The sequence below is a fragment of the Photobacterium salinisoli genome, from assembly GCF_003614885.1.
Lineage (GTDB): Bacteria > Pseudomonadota > Gammaproteobacteria > Enterobacterales > Vibrionaceae > Photobacterium > Photobacterium salinisoli.
The window spans coordinates 565938-582950 of the sequence record NZ_QZMS01000011.1; the positions used below are offsets into that span (position 1 = coordinate 565938).

General features: G+C 51.7%; 13 protein-coding genes. 7 read left to right on the forward strand and 6 right to left on the reverse strand.

Annotated elements, in window-relative coordinates:
* Window positions 1–30: 30 nt before the first annotated feature.
* The 3 genes from D6M16_RS13960 to D6M16_RS13970 all read right to left on the reverse strand — a co-directional run bounded on the left by D6M16_RS13960 (window position 31) and on the right by D6M16_RS13970 (window position 4648).
* Window positions 31–1818 (reverse strand): M28 family metallopeptidase, encoded by a 1788-nt coding sequence (locus tag D6M16_RS13960; RefSeq protein ID WP_120512473.1) that lies wholly within the window; start codon window positions 1816–1818, stop codon window positions 31–33.
* 520 nt (window positions 1819–2338) lie between these two features.
* Window positions 2339–3055, reverse strand: a complete 717-nt coding sequence (locus D6M16_RS13965; protein WP_120512474.1) for a DUF2799 domain-containing protein — start codon at window positions 3053–3055, stop codon at window positions 2339–2341.
* A gap of 327 nt (window positions 3056–3382) precedes the next feature.
* The gene (locus tag D6M16_RS13970) at window positions 3383–4648 is read right to left on the reverse strand and encodes a D-amino acid dehydrogenase (protein WP_120512475.1); all 1266 of its coding nucleotides are present in this window, start codon (window positions 4646–4648) and stop codon (window positions 3383–3385) included.
* A 202-nt stretch (window positions 4649–4850) separates the two neighbouring features.
* On the opposite strand from D6M16_RS13970, the gene D6M16_RS13975 reads away from it, so the two are divergent.
* Complete coding sequence (locus D6M16_RS13975) at window positions 4851–5765, forward strand: LysR substrate-binding domain-containing protein (RefSeq protein WP_120512476.1); 915 nt, start codon at window positions 4851–4853, stop codon at window positions 5763–5765.
* Here the strand turns inward: D6M16_RS13975 and D6M16_RS13980 are convergent.
* Both D6M16_RS13980 and D6M16_RS13985 read right to left on the reverse strand, forming a co-directional pair.
* Window positions 5754–6524: an ABC transporter permease gene (locus D6M16_RS13980; protein ID WP_120512477.1), complete on the reverse strand. Its 771-nt coding sequence runs from the start codon at window positions 6522–6524 to the stop codon at window positions 5754–5756. The two genes, D6M16_RS13975 and D6M16_RS13980, sit on opposite strands and share 12 nt — an antisense overlap.
* The gene (locus D6M16_RS13985) at window positions 6517–7083 is read right to left on the reverse strand and encodes an ABC transporter ATP-binding protein (protein ID WP_338048222.1); all 567 of its coding nucleotides are present in this window, start codon (window positions 7081–7083) and stop codon (window positions 6517–6519) included. The genes D6M16_RS13980 and D6M16_RS13985 overlap by 8 nt, the downstream gene beginning before the upstream one ends.
* A gap of 263 nt (window positions 7084–7346) precedes the next feature.
* On the opposite strand from D6M16_RS13985, the gene D6M16_RS13990 reads away from it, so the two are divergent.
* Window positions 7347–9215 carry an ABC transporter ATP-binding protein gene (locus tag D6M16_RS13990; RefSeq protein WP_120512479.1) on the forward strand — a complete coding sequence of 623 codons (1869 nt, stop codon included), beginning with the start codon at window positions 7347–7349 and terminating at the stop codon, window positions 9213–9215.
* Between the two features lie 73 nt (window positions 9216–9288).
* Here D6M16_RS13990 and D6M16_RS13995 read toward each other — a convergent pair whose 3' ends face one another.
* Complete coding sequence (locus tag D6M16_RS13995) at window positions 9289–10596, reverse strand: cytochrome c peroxidase (protein WP_120512480.1); 1308 nt, start codon at window positions 10594–10596, stop codon at window positions 9289–9291.
* Between the two features lie 508 nt (window positions 10597–11104).
* Here D6M16_RS13995 and betI point away from each other — a divergent pair.
* From betI to choW, 5 genes are all read left to right on the forward strand, one after another.
* Window positions 11105–11695: a transcriptional regulator BetI gene (gene betI, locus D6M16_RS14000; RefSeq protein WP_120512481.1), complete on the forward strand. Its 591-nt coding sequence runs from the start codon at window positions 11105–11107 to the stop codon at window positions 11693–11695.
* Window positions 11696–11781: 86 nt separating this feature from the next.
* Window positions 11782–13242 (forward strand): betaine-aldehyde dehydrogenase, encoded by a 1461-nt coding sequence (gene betB, locus D6M16_RS14005; RefSeq protein WP_120512482.1) that lies wholly within the window; start codon window positions 11782–11784, stop codon window positions 13240–13242.
* Window positions 13243–13298: 56 nt separating this feature from the next.
* Window positions 13299–14993 (forward strand): choline dehydrogenase, encoded by a 1695-nt coding sequence (betA, locus tag D6M16_RS14010; protein WP_120513181.1) that lies wholly within the window; start codon window positions 13299–13301, stop codon window positions 14991–14993.
* A 153-nt stretch (window positions 14994–15146) separates the two neighbouring features.
* A complete protein-coding gene (locus D6M16_RS14015; protein WP_120512483.1) occupies window positions 15147–16091 on the forward strand; it encodes a choline ABC transporter substrate-binding protein in 945 nt (314 codons plus the stop codon).
* Between the two features lie 71 nt (window positions 16092–16162).
* The gene (gene choW / locus D6M16_RS14020; protein ID WP_120512484.1) at window positions 16163–17011 is read left to right on the forward strand and encodes a choline ABC transporter permease subunit; all 849 of its coding nucleotides are present in this window, start codon (window positions 16163–16165) and stop codon (window positions 17009–17011) included.
* Window positions 17012–17013: the final 2 nt, after the last annotated feature.

Sequence of the window (17013 nt, forward strand, 5' to 3'; positions counted from 1 at the left end):
GCGTGGCTGTTTGGGGTTAATCGCCGATGATTACTGGCGATCCTGATCAAAGTCACCGTGGAAATGACCGTGATCCGAATGGCTCTCTGCGGCTTTCAGCTTCTCACCGATACGCAGTTTCTTCGTTGGTTTCATGTCGCTTTGCATGCGCGTCATGGTTTTCGCGGCAGGCTCTTCCACTTCAGGGAACAGTGGCTTGCTGAACGCATAGTAAGTCGTGACATAAGCCAGAGCCTGAGTATTAACAAACAAGGCTTTCTGACTGACATTGTTCAGATCATCACAGGCCTGGTGATAACATCTGTCGTAAGCCACATCAATTTCACCACCAAACTGATCCACTTCTTCAGCCGTTTTCACTTTCTCAGCACCAGTGAATAACCCACCAAACGCTACGCCCCAATCGGCAAAGCCTGCGTAATCTGACCGTTTTGACAGCGCCTGAGGCACAGTAAACTCAGATTTGGCTGTAAAGAACTCATTGAATGTCGCTTCAATATCAGAAGTACCGTATGGCGGTTTGAAGTCACCGGTATAGGCATTGTCCGGGCTGTCTTTAGTATCCGACAAATCGCCGTCCATCACACCGAAGATATAGTTTGGCGAACCAATCATGTCAAAGTTCAGGTACAGTTTCACTTTGTTCAGCTTAGTGTAGCGAGCTTCGACCAGCTCAATCTGTTCTTCTGTCAACTGGCTGGGATCTTCCAGACCCAGCTCTTCCAGAATCTCGTTCTGAGCCTGATCATAGATAGGGGCAAACAACTCGTTAGTGTAATACTCAGAGCCGACTAAACCAGCTTCCTCTGCCGCCCACCAGGCGAATCGGACTTTATTCTTCACTGGCGCTCTGGTGTCAGCCAGGGTCACTGCATATTCCAGCAAACCGGCCGTACCTGAACCGTTATCATTAATACCAGGCCCTTCCGGCACTGAATCCAGATGCGCACCCAGCATCACCACCTGATTCGGATTACCGCGTTTGGTTTCCGCAATCACGTTCTGGGTCACAACCATTTCATCTTTCACATCAACAGCCAGAACTACAGGCACTGGTTGAGTCTGGCTGGCATCGAACCACTGTCTGGCAATATCGAACCGGGCACCAAAGGCCGGGACTGTCGCCGCCGTATCGCTGCCCAGCGTACCATTGACCACAGCCTTACGGCCTTCATCATTACCCTGGTTGAACACGATCACGGCCTTAGCGCCGGCATTTTGCGCGTTCTCCACCTTAGTGGTGAAGTTACAGCCACCACGCTGAATCACAGCCACTTTTCCGGCGACCTCTTTACCTTCAAAATCAGTTGCTTCACAGCCATCGGTATCATCGTAATTCGGGCTGTCAAAGTTAAAATCCGGCGTGACAAAGACGATATCACCGGCCAGCTCGCCATTCGAGTCACCCGAATAGGACATCACTGCATAGTCTGCTTCAACACCTTCACCGGCTTCTCGAGTGCTAATCAGATCGATGCCGTCAACATTGAGCTTTGTTCCGGCCAGCTCTTCCCAGGCGCGGAAATCAAACTCCTGAGTTGACACTTTATAGCCATGTTCTTTCATCACTTCGATGATGTAATCAACAGAATACTGGTATCCGTCTGAACCGGCAGCACGGGTCACAGAGCTACCGTCAGATGTTGGCGTGGCACGTGCTTCCAACTCGACCAAATGCTCTACCACATCTTCATGTTCGATTTCGCTACTGACGTAAGCCGCGGCTTCTTTCGGGTCATCCCAATAACAACCGGTTAACATGGTTGAGCTGATGAGAGTGGCGAGAAGCGTCTTTTTTGTTGTTATGCATACTTGCATGTGTGACTCCTTGTGTGTTGTTAGCCCACACATTGTTGACGAAACACAAGGTTACAAGAATGTTAAGTTAAGGTTGTTTTGTTAAAACTCGACAGACCTCAAAATATGCTCATGCATGCTATGCAACAATAATTAAAGTTTTAACTCAAGATCACATCATGACTTTAGAAAAATGCTTTAATTAATGATAAAAATATTAACTTAAACTGCATTTTTGGTAAAAAGCAGGAATTAAATTCGTTAAAACAAGATTTAATAATAATAAGCACTAAGGCAATCAGATGTTATCGGGAAGGTAACATACAGCACTCTGACACTCACAACGGTATGACACCTGATTGGATGTCAGTCTGGTATCTTTCGCTGAGGCGATCGCGCGATTCACTTTACCCTCACTTAAGATAATGCCATTCCCACAACAAATGGGCATTCATCAACGCATGAGGGCAAAGCAGAAAGGCAGGCTAAAGCCGTTAACGGCCATACTCAGAAAGCATGGCGAAAAGCCACTCAGTCACATTTAAAATAAATCAGCAATATTTTTGATATTCTGAATCGTATTTTCAGTGGTTGATAGCGTCTCGTAATATTTGCGCTGGCTGTTCAGACTGGCAAGACGTTGATTCAGCGCTGTCTTCTGCGATTGAGGCAGTTTATCCGAGGTCAGCTGGTTTTGAATCTGCCCCATTTCTCTGTCAATCTTATGAACGGCAAGCTCATATTCAAAACGATTGACGTCGAACTTCGCTCGTTCCATTCGCGACTTGGCAGATTTCAGCTCTGCTTTAAATGTTTTCCTGTCATCACTGGACAGCGTGTCCTCTTCCAGCCTCGCTTTATAATTATTCACACTGCTTTCTGCCGAGCTTAACCTGGATTGTGCTTGCGCCAGGTTATGGTACGGGGTATAGCCTGACAGAAAATCTCTGGCTAAATCAGCCGGACAGACATTGTCATAACTTGCATTAGACTGGCCCACCAGAGTGCCATTTTCGTAAGTGCAGTATGAGGTTAATCCTTCGCGGCGACCTTCCTGGTAAGATTTCAAATCAACAGATACGCCGTATTCAGCACATTCTTCACTGTAAATGGCCGAGTAATTCTTTTTCCCTTTTTGACCATCGGCCAATCCTATCTGATACCAATCACCCAATCTGCATTCTTCTTCACTGATTGAAGAACAGCCCGACAAGGTCAACATCATTGCCAAAGCTGGCATCACATATCGTTTATGCATTATTCGGATATCCCTGATTCACACTACGTCACTCTCTTTCCTTGAGTTAGTGCGGCGCAGTGTCTTTATTTGTTAACTCAGATAACCAGATGGCGCCAGAGATCCCAGCGCCTCATGGCGATAAAGTCCGTAAAGATACAGTACAACCGGTTTCACATCAAAGCTTTAGCTTAAGTTCAGTTAAATGACTGGCATGCATAGGATGCTCAGGTGAATAACTCAAAGCGCGAGCTGTCAGGATGGGGAGTGCGAGCGCACAAAGAGGCTGAAGAGTGTGAAAAAAGGAAGACCCCGGTCAGTCACTGACTGCCTGACCGGGTGAAGACATTAGCCTGCAGTGTGCAGATAACGGTGAATCGATAACCCGTCAGTGTCGATATCCGTGTCTTTGCCACTGACTATATCGGCCAGCAGACGGCCAGAGCCACAGGCCATGGTCCATCCCAGCGTGCCGTGCCCGGTATTGGTGTAAAGATTTTCGAAAGGCGTTTTACCTATAACCGGGGTACCGTCCGGTGTCATTGGCCTCAGACCAGTCCAATACTCGGCCTGATTCAGATCGCCGCCCTCAGGGAACAAATCATTCACCACCATAGCAATGGTTTCTTTGCGCTGCTCGGTCAGGTGCAGATTAAAACCCGCAAGCTCAGCCGTACCGGCCACACGGATTCGGTTATCGAATCGTGTCATGGCGACTTTATAGGTTTCATCAATCACGGTCGACACAGGCGCACCGTCACTGTCTTTCAGCGGCATGGTCAGCGAGTACCCTTTGACCGGGTAAACCGGCAGTTGCATACCCAGGGTGCCCAGCATGGCTGTTGAGTAACTGCCCAGCGCCACTACATAAGCATCCGCTTTGAACTCGCCTTTGTCAGTATCGACAGACACAATGCGCCCCGCTTCATGGCGCAGTCCTTTAATTTGAGTATCAAACACAAAAGTCACACCGGCCTGCTCGGCCAGGGCAGTCAGTTGCTGGCAGAATTTATAGCAGTCACCAGTCTCATCATCCGGTAACCGTAAGCCACCCGCCACTTTCTCCCGCACTTTTGCCAACGCCGGTTCTGCGGCGATACAGCCTGCAGGGTCGAGAAGTTCAAAGCGTATGCCGCTTTCTTCCAGCACCTGAATATCTTTACCGACAGCGTCGAGCTGAGCCTGGGTACGTAACAACTGCAAGGTGCCTTGCTGACGGCCTTCATACTGCAAATCATGTTGCTGACGCAACTCAATCAGACTTTCCCGGCTGTAATTTGCCACACGTAACATACGGGCTTTATTGCGTTGATAGCTGACATAATTGCAATTGGCCAGCATCTTACCCATCCAGCTGTACAAATCCGGCGATAACGACGGTTTGATTTTTAACGGTGCATGTTTCTGTACCAGCCACTTAATGGCTTTTGCCGGAATGCCCGGCGCTGCCCACGGTGAAGAGTAGCCGTAGGAAATCTGCCCGGCATTAGCAAAACTGGTTTCTTCCGCGCTGCGGGATTGACGGTCGATCACCGTCACCTGATGCCCGTTCTGCGCCAGATACCAGGCTGACGTCAGCCCGACAACACCGCTTCCTAATACAATGACTTCCATACGTTTCTCTCTTCGCTGTGGCTGATACAGGTGGGAAAGTGATCAACGTACTCTCCACACCTTAATAAAAGCGCAGATTGCGGGATTTACATCGCCTTAACAATCGATAATTATTAACACCAGCGTATAGTTTTTCTATAAGCTCATCGTTAAAGCCTAGCTGACTGACAATGTCAGCGCGACCCGTAGAGAGAAAGAGAAGATGTCAGTCATAAAAGGCAACCTGCTGGCAGCGCTGGCCACTTTTGATGTTGCCGCCAGAACCACCAGCTTTACCGGTGCAGCCAGTCGTTTACATATCACAACAGGTGCGGTCAGCCAGCAAATACGTCAGTTGGAGCAGCAACTTGGCTTTCCGGTATTTCAACGTCATGCCAGAGGCATCACGCTTACCGAACAGGGTCAGCGGCTGCACCAGGTTGTCAGCACGAGTCTGACTGATATTGCCGGGGTTATTCGAGAACTTCAGACTGGTCATCAACCCGAAGGGGAAATTCGCCTCAGACTTACCCCTTCATTTGCCTTTAAATGGCTGGTTCCCAGATTGCATGATTTCTATCAGCACTTCCCGGATATTAATATCCAAACCTTTGCCGATGGTGCTCTGGTGGACAGCCGGGACACAGATTGCGATTTAGTGATTGATTACCGCCGTCATAACGAAATAAAAGATGACGGCAAAACCAGCCTGTTGATGGCGGAATCCCTGCTGCCAGTCATGAGCCCTGACTATCAGGCAAAGTTCGACTGGCTGCACCCGCAGGCCTGGCACCAGGTGACATTACTGCATGATGCCATGCCGTGGCGCAATGCAGAGCGGGATACGGAATGGCGCTACTGGTTTAACAGCATGCAGATACAGGCCGACAGCCGCCGTGGCCATTTTTTTAACCGGACAGACATGGCAATGGCAGCCGCCGAAGCCGGATTGGGCGTCGCCATGGCGAGGCAGGCACTGATAGGTGATGATGTCAACAAAGGCCGGCTGGTGTCACCGTTTGCCCCCCTGCAGGCCAATGCCGGTTATTACCTGATCCGCCATCGCCACTCCGCGGCCATCGACTGTTTTGTGCAATGGTTAAGTGCCCAGATAAATACGATGGCGCTAGAGCATTAACTGACCATAACGATTGAAAGCAAAGCGGCTCATCATGCCTAAAGTGGTCGCAACACTCACTGAGACGGCCACCAGAATCGCAATCATGATCGCCAGCTGATACTTCACCGCCAGCACAGGCTCTGTGCCGCCGAGGATCTGACCAGTCATCATGCCGGGCAAGGCCACTATTCCCAGTGTACTCATGCTGGCTAGCTGCGGCATTAAAGCCGCTTTAACGGCCTCTCGCTGAAACGGCTGGATCGGGTGCGGCGCGCCCATCGCCAGATAAAACTGGTACTCGTTATTTTTTTCTTTCAGGCTGGCATACCAGCGCTCCAGCGCCAGCACATTGGCGGTCAGGGCATTACCGAGAATCATTCCGGCGACCGGGATCAGATATTGCGCCTGCCACCAGGGTTCAGCATGAATTAAACCAACCAGCATGGGGGGCAGCACCACAAACAAGCACACCAGCAAGCCAGTGATCACGGCCAGTGTGGCTTTTCCGAGCGCAATACCCGCACGACGGCAGATACTCAAACCCGCCACAGTCACCATGATACTCAGCCATAACAGATTCAGACCGAGATGCTGGAAATTAAACAGGGTTTGCAGATACAAACCCACGACAGCCAGCTGCAACGTCATTCGGAGCACGGCAGTGACGGTTGACTTAGTCAGCCCCAATTGCCAGCGATAAAATAACGCCAGAGGCACTAACAGCAACAGATAAAAACCGGCCAGCGACAGGTTTGAAATCGCAACAGCATTATTCATTACTGCCTCCCAGTTCAATCTGATACTCAGCCGATGCCAACCAGTGAGTATCATGTGACACAGACACACATGTCAGTGGTTGCAACGCCAGTTGGGCCATCACCTTATCACGGCTGGTACTGTCCAGCGCCGAGGTTGGCTCATCCAGCAGCCAGACGGGCCGATCCATCAACAGCGCCCGGGCAATGGCAACCCGTTGTTTTTCGCCGCCGGACAACTCGCTCACCGCTTTTTCCAGACCGTGCTCAATGTCCAGTGACAACAGCACATCCACACAGCGTTTATCGTCGGGCCTCTCGCCTTTCAGGGCTTTCAGGGCCCATGGCAGCCGCAAGGTATCCCCCACCGACTCAGCCCCCATCACTGGCGTTTGAGGTAAATAGCAGAATTGCTGACGCCACCAGCGCAAATTAGCGGCGCTGATTTCCTCTCCCTGCCACAGAAAATGGCCTGAACTGGCAGGTTGCAGACCAGCCAGCACTTGCAACAGACTTGACTTTCCGCTGCCTGAGCGGCCGGAAAGGGCAAGGTGTTTGCCTGCTGGCAAACTTACTGTCAATGCTTGATCCTGGGATGTTTCATATCCCGACCTCAACATGTCTATCTTTAACTCAACCTGACTATCAGACATTCTGTTCGCCTATTCACTCCGGACATCTAAAATTGATGCATCATTATGGTCAGATTCTGATAAAATATTGCCGTTATTTCTGACACATTAAAGAGCACTCAAACAGTAAACAGTGTTCAGCCGTATTACTTACGGCCATCCTTTAAGGCTATCGCCTATTGCGTCACATGCACAATTGGAATCAATAATTTATGTTTAAATTCTTTGAGAAACTGACGGCGCCTTTCCCGGACGAAACGCCTCAGCAGCCCCCCGGCAGCCTGCTGGCATTTTGCCGCTACTATACACGTGGTTTCGGTTGGCCATTATTAGCAATGTCTGTTCTCAGCGCCTGTATTGCCATTGTTGAAGTTACTTTATTGGGCTTCATGGGTCAGTTGGTTGACCTGCTGGCGCAACACTCACCAGACACTTTTCTGGCCGAAGAGAGCGGAAAGCTCTGGATGATGGGTCTGCTGATTGTGGTGGTGATCCCCTTCCTTGCTTTCACTCACTCCATGATCATGCACCAGACCCTGCTGGGCAATTATCCGATGTCGATCCGCTGGCTGGCTCACCGCTATCTGCTGCGCCAGAGCGTCTCGTTTTATCAGGATGATTTTGCCGGACGCCTCGCGACCAAAGTTATGCAGACATCGCTGGCCGTCAGGGAAACCGTAATGAAAATGGTGGATGTGCTGGTGTATATCAGTGTGTATTTCACCGCCATGATAGTCATGATGGGCAGCGCAGATTTCATCCTGATGCTGCCTATTCTGGTCTGGCTGATGGCCTATATCGGTATTCAGTTCTACTTCGTACCGAAAATGAAGAAAATCGCCACAGAACAGGCAGATGCCCGCTCTATGATGACCGGGCGTATTGTCGACAGCTATACCAATATCACCACAGTAAAACTGTTCTCGCACACCAACCGTGAAACCGAATATGCTGAAGAAAGCATGCAGGGTTTTCTGGATACGGTATATCGCCAGATGCGCCTGGCAACCAAATTCATTTTGAGTGTCGATGCCATTAACTACCTGCTGCTGTTTGTGATTGCTTCTGTCTCGATCGGGCTGTGGATGAACAGTGCCGTGACTGTGGGTGTGATTGCCGTTGCTATCAGTATTGCGCTGCGCGTGCAGGGCATGTCTAAATGGATCATGTGGGAAATCGGTGCGCTGTTTGAAAACATTGGTACAGTCGTCGATGGCATGAAAACACTGTCTAAACCGGTTACGATTGAAGACAAAGCCGATGCGCAACCTCTTGAAGTGACTCAGGGCGGCATTGAATTCGATAACATCAGCTTCCATTACGGCGAGAAAGATAAAGGCGTTATCGAGCAGTTGAACCTGCATATCAAGCCCGGTGAAAAAGTGGGTGTTGTCGGCCGCTCAGGCGCAGGCAAGTCAACCTTGGTCAACCTGCTGATGCGTTTCCACGACCTGGAATCCGGTGCCATCCGCATTGACGGCCAGAACATCGCTGATGTCACACAAGACTCTCTGCGCGGAAATATCGGGATGATCACTCAGGATACTTCTCTGCTGCATCGCTCTATCCGTGAAAACATTCTTTACGGCCGACCAGATGCAACAGAAGAAGAATTGCTGGCCGCTACCCGTCAGGCGCACGCCCATGAGTTTGTCGAAACACTGACCGATCCGCACGGCAATGTCGGCTACGATGCACAGGTCGGCGAGCGCGGCGTGAAACTGTCCGGCGGTCAGCGCCAGCGCATTGCCATTTCTCGTGTCCTGCTGAAAGACGCGCCGATTCTGGTGATGGATGAAGCGACCTCAGCACTGGACTCAGAAGTCGAAGCCGCGATTCAGGAAAGCCTGTACCAGCTGATGGAAGGCAAAACGGTCATCGCAATTGCGCACCGTCTGTCGACAATTGCAGCCATGGATCGCCTGATCGTCATCGACCAGGGCCAGATTGTTGAGCAAGGCAGCCATCAGGAACTGCTGAGCAAGAACGGCATTTATGCCCATCTTTGGGCCCATCAGACCGGCGGCTTTATCGCCTGTGATCTGGAAGAAAGCCAGCCTGAAGCGGAAATGGCCAAGTAACCAGCTCCCAACCTGAAACAGACAAAACCAGCCTGCGGGCTGGTTTTTTTATGCTTCCCTCAACCACTATTTATCAGGGCGTTTCACTCTCTGCGCTCGTCCCTTCCTGCTCTGGCGGGAAAGGATCACTGAAGATAGGATTGCTCAGAAAATTTTCATCGGTCAGGGTTTCGAGGAACGCCACCAGCGCTTCTTTGTCCGCCTGCGTTAATCCCATTCTGACGGGCCGTCCGGTGCGGTCTCTCAGATCAGGACTGAGATTAGCGTGATTATTGATGCCACTGTTGTAGAACTCAATCACTGACATCAAATCAGGCAAGTGCCCATCGTGAAAATAAGGGGCGCCGACGGCAATATTCCGCAGCGATCCTGTTTTGAAAAATCCGGACAGATTACCGCCCACTCCCTGATCCGGGTCATTATTAGTGACTGAGCCATTGTTGTGATTCCTGTCCAGCACAAAGGCGGTAGTGGTGTGACAATTAATGCAGTTCAGGTTGTCAAACAAATCCAGCCCTCTGAGCTCCTGCTCACTGAGCACAGGCGTTGTGTCATTGCTCAGCTCGGCCTGAACAGCCTGATCAAACTTGGACTCATAGCTCACCATGGCCCGCATAAACTGCGCCAGGGCCATTTTAATGCGTCCTTCAATAATTGCTTCATCACCGAACGCATCGGTAAACAGCTGGCCGTAAAAACTGGTCTGTCCCAGTTTAGTTTCCAAGTCAAGTATGTTCATCCCCATTTCAACTGGATCCTGAATCGGCATCACTGACTGCTGTTCGAGCGTTTCAGCCCGTTCATCCCAGAAGAAACGGCCGGGATCGTAATAGCGTGAATTGGTCAGCCCCATAGAATGGCGCCCTGTGTGTCCACCATCAAAGCCTGTACTCAACTGCGCCGGGTCGGTAAACCCATGTTCCTGCTGATGGCAGGAGGCACAGGAAACAGTGTTATTGGCAGATAAACGCACATCATAAAACAGAATCCGGCCCAGCTTAGCAACCGGATTGCTCAGCTCATTATCATTGGGCGTATTGTCTTCCGTTGCTACGCTGGTAAAGCGAATATTGTTAAACTCGGTACTGGACAAACTGGTGTAATAACCAGGCTGGCCAGCCACATAAGTTTCATAATCAGGACTGGTTTGGGTATCGGGTAATGGCAACCCATCGACATCCACCCTGGGCTCCGGATCAGGATCACCATCTCCGGGAGGCTGGCCGTCACCTGAACCATCATCGGGACTGTTTACAGGCGAACCGTCACCGGGAACCACAGTAGAAGGTGAGTCGTCTCCGACTGTCGGTTCATCGTCATCATTACATCCCGCGAGTGCTGTTATTGCCACAGCCAGCAAAAAGACATGTGAGTACTTCATGGTTACACCTCTGCCTAACCACTGCATTTGTTGTTATTCGTCGAGGATTTCGGCGGTGTAGTCCCGCCTAATGAAAACAGTAGCAGTTGAACGAGAGGGAGGGTTTCTGAATAGTAAGACGCCATTCCAACTGCTTTACCCGAAGCGTCCGGGGACAATAGTGACAGACAAGCGTAACTGGCACAGCAGCGATACATACAGAGCCATTCATGTTAAAGAAAGTGTCAGCAACAATCAGAAAAGTCTTGGTTTTTAACGGCGTTAAAACACAAATATCGTCTTAACTCACGCGAAAGATTCGACAGCAAATCAAATTAACCTGGAAATTTTCTGAACAAACAGAAAACCCCCAACAAAACCCTTTAAAAACAGCAAAATAATCTCATTTCAACCAAAAATAATCACACAACTAAACATTACAACACTAAACATTTTTTTGACTTAGATCAGTCAATGTGTCATTTTATTTTTAATTAATCGTTCAATTAAAAAAATTGGTGACTGATTCATGCCCAAAGTAGGAATGCCGGAAATCCGAAAACCACAACTGGTGGAAGCCACTATGGCAGCCATAGATGAAGTGGGGCTGGCCGGGGCCAGTGTGGCGCTGATCAGCAAAAAAGCGGGGGTGTCACCGGGCATCATCAACCATTACTTTGGCGGTAAGCACGGTTTGCTGGAAGAAACCATGCGCTCAGTACTGCGCCAGCTTTCCCACACTGTGATGGAACATCTGGCAAGCGTTGACAAAACAGATGTCCCGGGCCGGATCAAAGCCATCGTCGCCGGTAATTTCGACAGCTATCAGGTCGACAACAAAGTGGTGAAAACCTGGCTGTCATTCTGGGCGCAGGCCATGCATGACCCCCAATTGCACCGCCTGCAGCGGGTTAACGAAAAGCGCCTGCTATCCCACCTTCGCCATGAACTAAAACAAGTGCTGCCAGCCGACCAGGCTTTGTTTGTCGCCCAGGGCACAGCAGCACTGATTGACGGTATCTGGCTACGGGGCGCATTGACACCAGGCGGTATCAGCCCGACGCAAGCGCAATCGATCATTACCGATTATCTGGAAAAGCAACTGGCACCCTATTTGTAAGCCCCGCATTTTCAGCACCAACACACAATTCATTCTTGGGGGCTGATGAAACCTTATCAGCCACGACACAGGAGCAGAGAAGCAGTATGACCATGACATCCCTGTATATTCACGGCCAAGCCACACAAGCCACTTCAGGCGAACAGTTCGCAACCCGCAATCCGGCCACCGGTGATGTGATCGCTGAGATCGGCCAGGCATCAGAAGCCGACATGGCACGTGCGATTGAATCTGCCAAAGCCGGTTTTGCCAAGTGGTCTGCCATGAGCGGCGCCGAACGGGGCCGTATTCTGATGAAAGCCGTTACTTTGCTGCGTGAACGCAACGACGAACTGGCGGCACTGGAAGTGCAGGACACAGGCAAACCGCTGCAGGAAGCACTGGAAGTCGATATTGCGACGGGTGCCGATGTGATCGAATACTACGCCGGTCTGGCAGCCAGCCTGTCGGGCCAGCAGCAGGATCTCGGCCATGGGCAGTTCTTTTATACCCGACGTGAACCGCTGGGCATTTGTGCCGGTATCGGTGCCTGGAACTACCCGATCCAAATCGCGATGTGGAAATCTGCTCCTGCTCTTGCCGCCGGAAATGCCATGATTTTCAAACCGTCAGAAGAAACCCCGCTGACCGCACTCAAGCTGGCAGAAATCTATACCGAAGCCGGTGTGCCGGACGGTGTGTTTAATGTGGTGCAGGGCGATTACCGTGTCGGTCAGATGCTGTCCCGTCACCCTGACATCGCCAAAGTGTCCTTTACCGGCGAATGCGGCACCGGAAAAAAAGTCATGGCCGACGCGGCCGGTACTCTGAAAGATGTCACCATGGAGCTGGGCGGCAAGTCGCCGCTGATCGTCTTTGACGACGCGCAGCTCGATAACGCCGTCTCCGCCGCCATGATGGCAAACTTCTACACTCAGGGCGAAGTGTGTACTCACGGCACCCGAGTTTTCGTCCACGATGCGGTTTATGACGAGTTCCTAGCACGTCTGGCAACGCGCACCGCCAAGTTGAAAGTCGGCGATCCGAGCGACATCAACACCCAAATCGGCGCTCTGATCTCTACCGACCATCTGGAAAAAGTGCTGGGCTTTATTGCAGCCGGCAAGCAGTCCGGCGCCCGTCTGCTGGCCGGTGGCCACCGCGTGACCGAAAACGGTCTGGACAAAGGCAACTTCGTCGCACCGACCATTTTTGCGGACTGCACCGATGACATGCCACAGGTTAAAGAAGAGATTTTTGGCCCGGTCATGTCTGTGCTGCGTTTCAGTGATGAAGAGGAAGTGCTCCGTCGTGCCAACGACACCGATTACGGACTGGCTGCGGGTATTTTTACTCAGAACCTGTCACGCGCCCATCGCCTGATTGCTCAGATTCAAGCCGGGATCTGCTGGATCAATACCTGGGGTGGCTCTCCGGCTGAAATGCCGGTTGGCGGTTACAAGCACTCGGGCGTTGGTCGCGAAAATGGGCTGGAAACACTTAATCATTACACCCAGACCAAGAGCGTGCTGATAGAACTGGGTGATCTTGAATGCCCTTACCTGTAACCACGTATGTGGAAAAAGCACGCCAAGCCAAAGAGAACAGACGTAAAGGGAACGCCATGAAGCAAGAATTTGATTACATCATTGTTGGTGCCGGTTCAGCAGGTTGTGTGCTGGCCGACCGCCTGACCGAAAACGGTGAGCATCAGGTGCTGCTGCTGGAAGCCGGCGGCAGCGACAAGAGTATTTTCATTCAGATGCCAACGGCGCTGTCGTACCCGATGAACAGCGATAAATATGCCTGGCAGTTTGAAACACAGCCGGAATTTGGTCTGGATGGCCGCCAGTTGCACTGTCCGCGCGGAAAAGTGCTGGGCGGCAGCTCGTCCATCAACGGCATGGTGTACGTTCGTGGTCACGCTTGTGACTTCGACGAATGGGAAGCCCACGGCGCGTCCGGCTGGAGCTATCGTGACTGCCTGCCCTACTTCCGCCGGGCTGAGAAATGGAAAGATGGCGAAGATGCCTACCGGGGTGGAAACGGCCCGGTCGCGACCTGTAACGGTAATGATATGACGCTTAATCCGCTCTATCAGGCCTTCATTGATGCCGGTCAGCAGGCGGGTTACCCGGCCACTGACGACTACAACGGGTATCAGCAGGAAGGTTTCGGTCCGATGCACATGACAGTCGACAACGGTGTTCGGGCTTCGACGTCAAACGCTTACCTGCGCCGTGCCATGAAGCGCAGCAATCTCACTGTACTGACGGGTGTGCTGAGTCGCAAAGTGCTGCTGGAAGGAAAAACAGCCACCGGGATCGAGTTCGAACGCGGCGGTAAAGTACAAACAGCAACAGCAAGAAAAGAAGTGATTCTGTCTGCCGGTTCTGTGGGCTCTCCGCAATTGCTGCAACTGTCAGGCATAGGTCCGAAAACCGTGTTGGAAGCAGCAGGTATTGAGGTGAAACACGACCTCCCAGGCGTGGGCGAAAACCTGCAGGATCACCTGGAAGTCTATTTCCAGTACGAATGTAAAGAGCCGGTGACCCTCAACAGCAAACTGGGTCTGATCAGCAAAGGGATGATCGGCACCCGCTGGATTCTGTTCAAAGACGGTCTGGGCGCGACCAACCACTTTGAATCCTGTGCGTTTATTCGCTCCCGTGCCGGTCTTAAGTGGCCGAATGTGCAGTATCACTTCCTGCCAGCTGCAATGCGTTACGACGGTCAGGCGGCGTTCGACGGTCATGGTTTTCAGGTCCATGTCGGCCCGAACAAGCCAGAGAGCCGCGGCCGGATCTGGGTGACATCGGCTGATCCGAAAGCCAAGCCGGGCATTGAATTCAACTACATCAGCACCGAGCAGGATAAACAAGACTGGCGCGATACTATTCGCCTGACCCGAGAGATCCTGACTCAGCCAGCCATGTCTGCCTACCGCGGACAGGAAATTCAGCCAGGTGCCAATATCCAGAGTGATGAAGCCATTGACGCCTGGGTTCGCGAGAACGTCGAGAGTGCCTATCACCCGTCCTGCACCTGCAAAATGGGCAGCGACCAGGATGCCATGGCGGTGCTGAACAGTGACTGCCAGGTCCGTGGCATCAACAGCCTGCGTGTGGTCGACTCTTCGGTGTTCCCGACCATTCCCAACGGCAACCTGAACGCGCCAACCATCATGGTGGCAGAAAAAGCCGCCGACAAGATTCTGGGCAAACCTGCCCTGCCTGCGGCCCATGTGCCGGTCTGGATTGCAGATAACTGGCAGAAAAAGCAACGCAGCAACGTACCAGAAACGGCCGACGCAACCTAAAGCGTCAGTCATCCGGACACCCCTTTTTGTGGTGGTGAGTTTCACCACCACTGGGCCCGCTCATCTCTGATTTCAGGAACAAGCGGTCCTTACGAAGCACGCCTCACCCTAACACGAGGCTAAACAACAAACGAAATGGATAAAGGACACGTCATGACGACAATGAAGAAGACCATCAAATACACAGCAATCGCAACATTAATGGCCGCTGGCGCACAGCCGGTGATGGCTGCGCAGTGCGACACAGTACGTTTCTCTGATGTTGGCTGGACCGACATTACCGCCACCACAGCCGTAACCAGCGAAGTACTGAAAGGCCTGGGCTACAAAACCAAAACACAGCTGCTGTCTGTGCCAGTGACCTACTCCTCTATGGCAAATGGCGACATCGACGTTTTTCTGGGCAACTGGATGCCAACCATGGAAGGTGATATCGCCAAATACCGTGATAACGGCACAGTGGAAACCATCCGTGCCAACCTTGAAGGCGCCAAATATACGCTGGCCGTGCCGAAATATGTTTACGAGGCCGGTGTACGCAGTTTTGCTGATCTGGCGAAATTTGAAGATAAATTCCGTGGCCGCATCTATGGCATCGAGCCAGGGAACGACGGTAACCGTCTGATTCAGGACATGATCGACCAGAATGCCTTTGGTCTGGAAGAATTCCGTTTAGTCGAGTCGAGTGAAGCAGGCATGGTCTCTCAGGTGAAACGTGCTGTGAACCGTGACCAGTGGGTCGTCTTCCTGGGCTGGGCACCGCATCCGATGAACAGTAACTTTGAGCTGGAATACCTGTCCGGCGGTGATGATTTCTTCGGTCCGAACTATGGCGGTGCCAGTGTGTATACCAATGTCCGCAAAGACTACATGAAAACCTGTCCGAACGTGGGCCAGTTACTGCAAAACCTGCAGTTCAGTATGGACATGGAAAACGAGCTGATGGGCGACATCCTCAACGAACAGAAAAAACCGGCAGCGGCTGCCAAAGCCTGGCTGCAAGCGCATCCGGAAGTCCTTGACCAGTGGCTAGAGGGCGTGAAGTCCGTTGATGGCAGCAACGGAACTGAATCTGTGAAGCAATACCTGAATATCTAAATCCTTTCTGCAGGCACCAGTCTGCCGGTGCCTGCAAGTGCTTTTGTTGTACCCCTTTTTAAGGAGTTATTGTGAATTTTATTACCGATCATAAGATCCCACTGGGTGAATGGATGGCAAACCTTGTCGACTGGCTGACTTACAATGCGGCCGGATTTTTCGACGCCATCTCCTACAGCCTGGAATCTCTGATCATGATGCTGGTCGATGTATTCAAATGGATGCCGCCTGCAATGCCGATTCTGATGACCGCCGCACTGGCCTGGGCACTGCATCGCAGCTTTTCGCTGGTCGCCTTCGTGGTTGCCTCCCTGCTGCTGATTCTGAATCTGGGCTACTGGCCGGAAATGCTGGAAACTTTCGTGCTGGTGCTCACCGCCACCTCGATCTCGGTGCTGGTTGGTGTGCCGATTGGCATCATGGCAGCCCACCGCCCGTGGTTGTACACCCTGATGCGTCCGATTCTGGATCTGATGCAGACTATCCCGACCTTTGTGTACCTGATCCCTACTCTGGTGCTGTTTGGTCTGGGTGTGGTCCCTGGGCTTATTTCCACCATTATTTTTGCCATTGCTGCTCCGATTCGACTGACCTATCTGGGGATCAGCCGCGTGCCGGAAGAACTGCTTGAAGCAGGTCAGGCCTTCGGTGCAACCCGCTCCAAACTGCTGTTCAAAGTAGAACTGCCGGCGGCAATGCCAAACATCATGGCAGGGATCACTCAATGCATCATGCTGTCACTGTCGATGGTGGTAATTGCCGCACTGGTGGGGGCCGATGGTCTGGGTAAACCTGTGATCCGCGCCCTGAATACAGTGAACATCTCGCAAGGCTTTGAGGCCGGTCTGGCCATTGTGCTGGTCGCCATCATTCTCGACCGCCTGTGTAAAACTCCAGCCAGCAAAAATCAGGAGGGCTGAAC

Bases quoted from the DNA above. Each gene is read 5' to 3' on its own strand.
- betB (WP_120512482.1), top strand. From the start codon at position 11,782: ATGACCATGACATCCCTGTATATTCACGGCCAAGCCACACAAGCCACT.
- D6M16_RS13970 (WP_120512475.1), bottom strand. From the start codon at position 4,648: ATGGAAGTCATTGTATTAGGAAGCGGTGTTGTCGGGCTGACGTCAGCC.
- D6M16_RS13975 (WP_120512476.1), top strand. From the start codon at position 4,851: ATGTCAGTCATAAAAGGCAACCTGCTGGCAGCGCTGGCCACTTTTGAT.
- D6M16_RS13965 (WP_120512474.1), bottom strand. From the start codon at position 3,055: ATGCATAAACGATATGTGATGCCAGCTTTGGCAATGATGTTGACCTTG.
- D6M16_RS13995 (WP_120512480.1), bottom strand. From the start codon at position 10,596: ATGAAGTACTCACATGTCTTTTTGCTGGCTGTGGCAATAACAGCACTC.
- D6M16_RS14015 (WP_120512483.1), top strand. From the start codon at position 15,147: ATGACGACAATGAAGAAGACCATCAAATACACAGCAATCGCAACATTA.
- D6M16_RS13980 (WP_120512477.1), bottom strand. From the start codon at position 6,524: ATGAATAATGCTGTTGCGATTTCAAACCTGTCGCTGGCCGGTTTTTAT.
- betA (WP_120513181.1), top strand. From the start codon at position 13,299: ATGAAGCAAGAATTTGATTACATCATTGTTGGTGCCGGTTCAGCAGGT.
- D6M16_RS13990 (WP_120512479.1), top strand. From the start codon at position 7,347: ATGTTTAAATTCTTTGAGAAACTGACGGCGCCTTTCCCGGACGAAACG.
- D6M16_RS13960 (WP_120512473.1), bottom strand. From the start codon at position 1,818: ATGCAAGTATGCATAACAACAAAAAAGACGCTTCTCGCCACTCTCATC.
- betI (WP_120512481.1), top strand. From the start codon at position 11,105: ATGCCCAAAGTAGGAATGCCGGAAATCCGAAAACCACAACTGGTGGAA.